Source organism: Nostoc sp. (assembly GCF_041747015.1).
Lineage (GTDB): Bacteria > Cyanobacteriota > Cyanobacteriia > Cyanobacteriales > Nostocaceae > Nostoc.
Genome location: NZ_JBGTFY010000263.1, coordinates 1 through 4,362, shown reverse-complemented (window position 1 = coordinate 4,362; position 4,362 = coordinate 1). Strand labels below are relative to the sequence as shown.

Annotated in this window: 4 protein-coding genes; 2 read left to right on the top strand and 2 right to left on the bottom strand. The window is 42.0% G+C overall.

Annotated features, from left to right (window positions below; translation table 11 throughout):
• On the top strand, window positions 1-1,738 hold a 1,738-nt coding region (locus tag ACEW80_RS21545), incomplete at its 5' end, for a plasmid replication protein, CyRepA1 family (RefSeq protein WP_373528551.1).
• A gap of 120 nt (window positions 1,739-1,858) precedes the next feature.
• Here ACEW80_RS21545 and gntT read toward each other — a convergent pair.
• Both gntT and ACEW80_RS21535 read right to left on the bottom strand, forming a co-directional pair.
• Window positions 1,859-3,184, bottom strand: coding sequence for a guanitoxin biosynthesis MATE family efflux transporter GntT (gene gntT, locus ACEW80_RS21540; protein WP_373528550.1), 1,326 nt, complete (start codon window positions 3,182-3,184; stop codon window positions 1,859-1,861).
• 104 nt (window positions 3,185-3,288) lie between these two features.
• Window positions 3,289-3,471 carry a helix-turn-helix domain-containing protein gene (locus ACEW80_RS21535; protein ID WP_373528549.1) on the bottom strand — a complete coding sequence of 61 codons (183 nt, stop codon included), beginning with the start codon at window positions 3,469-3,471 and terminating at the stop codon, window positions 3,289-3,291.
• A 190-nt stretch (window positions 3,472-3,661) separates the two neighbouring features.
• Between ACEW80_RS21535 and ACEW80_RS21530 the strand changes: the two genes are divergently transcribed.
• A partial coding sequence (locus tag ACEW80_RS21530) for a J domain-containing protein (protein ID WP_373528548.1) occupies window positions 3,662-4,362 on the top strand: 701 nt, incomplete at its 3' end.

Genomic DNA, 4,362 nt, shown 5'->3' with positions numbered 1-4,362 from the left:
GCAAGCCTTAGAAGAACGGTTCCGTCGCAAATTCCCACACCTGCGAATCCTGCGAATTGACAGCGAATCCGTTGCAGACCCCTCTCATGCTGCGTTTGGCTGTATCGCTCACCTGAACGAAATTCTCACCCAGTATGATTTAGTTATCGCTTCTCCAAGTTTAGAAACTGGGGTCAGCATCGATATTCGAGGGCATTTCACTGCTGTTTGGGGGATATTTCAAGGAGTGCAGCCGGTTAATTCTGTACGTCAGATGTTAGCGCGATTACGGGAAACTGTTGACCGTCACATTTGGGTCAGAGAGTGGGGGATGGGTGTTGTCGGGAATGGTTCTACATCCATTGGAGGACTGCTCAGAAGTCAACACGTTGCGACACAGGCTAATATTGCGCTGCTGTCGGCGGCGGATAATGCGGATTTGAGCTACATTGATCAGAATTTTCAGCCAGAGTCATTGCAAACCTGGGGCAAGCGTGGTTCTGTGATTAATGTTGAGATGCGGCGCTATCGAGAATCGGTGCTTGGGGGATTGGTCGAAGATGGATACACCATTATTGATGCCTCGGATGCTGATGATGATGAGAGTGGGGCTGTAATCGAGTCGGTTAAGGCGGCAAGTGAGCAATTGTATGCTGTGGAGTGTGAAGCGATCGCTAATTCTGTTGAACTCTCCCAAACTGAACTGAAAAAACTGCAAGATAAAAGGGCGAAAACTAAAACCGAACGACATCAGCAGCGCAAGGCGGAATTGTCTCGTCGCTATGAAGTTGAAGTTACGCCTGGTTTGGTCGAGAAGGATGATGATGGGTGGTATCCTCAACTGCGGATGCACTATTATTTGACACTGGGACGGGAGTTTTTGACGAACCGTGATGCTAAAAGGGCTAAGGCGCAGTTAGAGGCTGGGGAGAATTCGGTTTGGAAGCCGGACTTTAACAAGGGGCAGTTATTACCTGCTGTACTGTTACTGGAAAGCCTGAATCTGTTGCAGTTTCTTACACCAGACGTTCAGTTACGGGGGTCTGATGAGAAAATGGTGGAGTTTAAGACACTGGCTGTTCAGCACAGGCACGTTATCAAGAATTATCTGAATGTAACTATTTCTGAAAAACTGACCCCAGTTGCGATCGCACAGAAGTTACTTGCCAAGATTGATTTGAAGTTGGATTACATTGGTCGGTTGGGGTCGAGGGAAAACAGGGAGTGCGTTTACCAGTTTGTTGCCCCTGATGATGAGCGTGATTTGATTTTTGGGCAGTGGTTAAATCGGGATGAACTATCTCAACTAGCTAGCGCTCAAAATGCTGTGTTTGATTTGGTGTCAGTCACTAATAATATAGTGTTAACCACTCCAGTCATTGACACCACCTCACAGTTAATCCCCAAAAATTCTGAAGTGGTGTCACTCACCAATAATATAGTGTTAATCACTCCAGTCATTGACACGACACCAGAAGATATTTCCCAAACAGTTACCCAGGTGGAAAATCCTCAAGTCCTTGGCTGGAAGGGGCTGAAGCTGAAAATGCGCCAAGGCATGGATTGCGTTGGCTCCTTCTACAGTGAGCTAGTCTCCGCAGTTGGCTCGGCTGTTGGAATTGCTGATGGGGAGCCTTACTGGAACGCATACCTGGGGCAGTGGCAAGTTTGGGTTAAGTTTGCAGACGAGTGTAGGTCTGTGGTCTGTGATTGGTTGGTGGCAGTGTGTAGAGATCGAATGGCACTAATAAAAGCGTAAATCCCTAGTATTCTTGGATGAAAGGGTGTAGAAAATTAAGAAGATGTTGTACTATGTGACATCCTCGCATTTAATCGTCTTAAATACTACATCTAATACCCTACCTCCAACGTCCTGCCCTCACTGTCTTTTACAAAATGATTTTGGTACGCACAATGCCAAAGTTATTGTTCTTGTTGCCATAAATAAAGACATTGATAGCCATAGTAAATGACTATTATGGAAATACCTTGCTGCAATTGCTGATGGAATAAAACCGATTACAGTGGCTTTCAGCATAGCTTGACGAAGTGTATGACCTTGAGTCAACCCTAGAAAATAACCGTCTAGCGCATAAGCGACTGAGCCAAAACCTAAAACTGGTAACAACCAAGGAATATAAGAGCGTAAATTATTGATAATTTCAGTATGATTAGTCAGCAATCTTAATAGTGATTCTGGGGCAAAAATAAATGCAGTAGAAAACATTAATCCGATAACCAAGCTACTGACTACAGAAGTTTGCAACAGTTGTTTTAAAGAAGTAATATTTCCACTACCTTGAAAAATTCCAGCCAAGCTCTCAGTAGCGAATGCAAAGCCATCAATGAAATATGCTGCCAAGCTAACCACTTGCATCAGGATGGTATTTGCCGCCAGAATTTCAGTTCCTAACATAGAACTAAGGTTGCTAAACATCGCCATTGTCGAAATTAAAGCAAAAGTCCGAATAATAATTTCTCCATTCAGCATTAAAGCTGATTTTAAAGCAGACAGGTCAAATAGTTCCCCAATTAAAGCTTGTATTTGTTTAAATGAAATTGTTTGAGAATATAGCAAAATACCTACCATCAGCATCAGATACTGACTAGTGGCTGTCGCTAACCCAGCTCCTCTACTTGACCATCCCCACTCAACAATAAATAGATAATCTAGTAGTACATTTGCACAATTGCTAATAGCTGAAAGCAACAACACTTTACTACTTTGTGCTTGTCCAAGAAACCAACCAATCAAGACAAAGTTAATCAATGTTGCTGGGGCACCCCATACTAAAGCATTATAAAACTCGACTCCAGAACTTTTAACTTCTGGTGTAGCACTTAGAATCGCAAACCCTAATATTTGTAAAGGTTGTTGAAATATCAGAATAGCGAGTCCTAATATCAATGCTAAGATTCCATGCTGTAAACCAATCAGTACTGCCGATTGGTTATCTTTACGCCCTATAGCCTGTGCAACCATTCCAGTTGTACCCATGCGTAAGAAACCGAATGTCCAATAAATATAATTGAATAAAATTGTTGCTAGTGCCACACCTGCTAAATGACGAATCTCCGTTAAATGCCCTAAAAACATTACATCTATTAGTCCTGCCAAAGGAACCATTAGATTTGAAAGAACATTTACAGATGCAAGTTTTAGAAAATGGCGGATGAATACTGAACGTTGAGCAAAGATAGACAAAATTACTAAATCCCTTGACCCCTGCTAGAAATTGTAATTTAGAAATAACAACACTAACTAAGCTGTTCTACATTTAAATTGCATATACTGGTCACGTAGGATACTTACCCACAAGAGTTATCGGTATCTAGCAGCCTATTCTCCGATAATGCGGTCCCTTGAGACCATTTACACTCCCCGCCCGACTTATTTAAAGCATAATTCCACCACCATCTAGCACAACCAAACGTCTCGACTACCGTCCAACCATTCGCTCCACAAATTACAGCACATACGGCAATGGTCATGAAGTTGGGTGTGGGGGGTAGGGTGTAGGGGATACGGCATCGCTTGTTTTCTGCCCAACTTCAAAAAATCGCGTTGCTCCGGGCACAGCTAGCTGCCTTCAGAAAATTAATCTCAGTAGACATTCGTGTATCATCATTGAGATGTCAATTGTCGTTAGAGTTTTTTCCCTTGAAAAAGCATAAATCTTCTATGCCTCGAAAAATCCCACCTTTATCCTACTCAACTGTTACAACTCCACTGGCTCTCTCTCAATTACATACCCGCTTACAGTTTCTAGAAAAAGAACACCAATCATTACTCAAACAGATTAAAAGAAAACGCACAGAACTGAATAACTTTATTGAACAGACGCGAAGTTTCGCTACAGAAATATTTCATAAAGCCAGTCCCAGCTTTCAAAAAATGGCTTCCTTAGACCAGGATATTCATACTTTATTTGATGAGATTTTTACTAGTAGAAAGTTTGGTAAACAAACTTTTAAAAATATAGAGGCAGTTTACCTTAAGCTCCAAGTCACAGGAATCATTAGTCTCAAAGCAAGCTGCAAACAATTTTCAACAGAGCTAGACGAATTGTTTGACAATCCCGAACCCGAATCAGATTTTTCAAGGGAAACTGCTGAAGGTCGCCATCAACATTGGCAAACACAAGAATCTCATGGTGAAGCTAGAACAGGAGATAAGAGAAAAATTCGTGAAACATTTCTGAGGTTAGCTGAAATCTTCCACCCTGACAAGGTAAAAGACACCGAGACACAGACAGATCATACAGAAATTATGAAATCCATTAATCAAGCCTACCAAGAAGGTGATTTGGCAAGACTTCTAGAAATTGAGCAGCTTCACCAAGTCGGGGAAATTATTGACAATAATAGCGAAGATGACTTGAC

Excerpts from the sequence above, each read along its gene's own strand:
- ACEW80_RS21535 (WP_373528549.1), bottom strand. The coding sequence starts at position 3,471 with ATGACCATTGCCGTATGTGCTGTAATTTGTGGAGCGAATGGTTGGACG.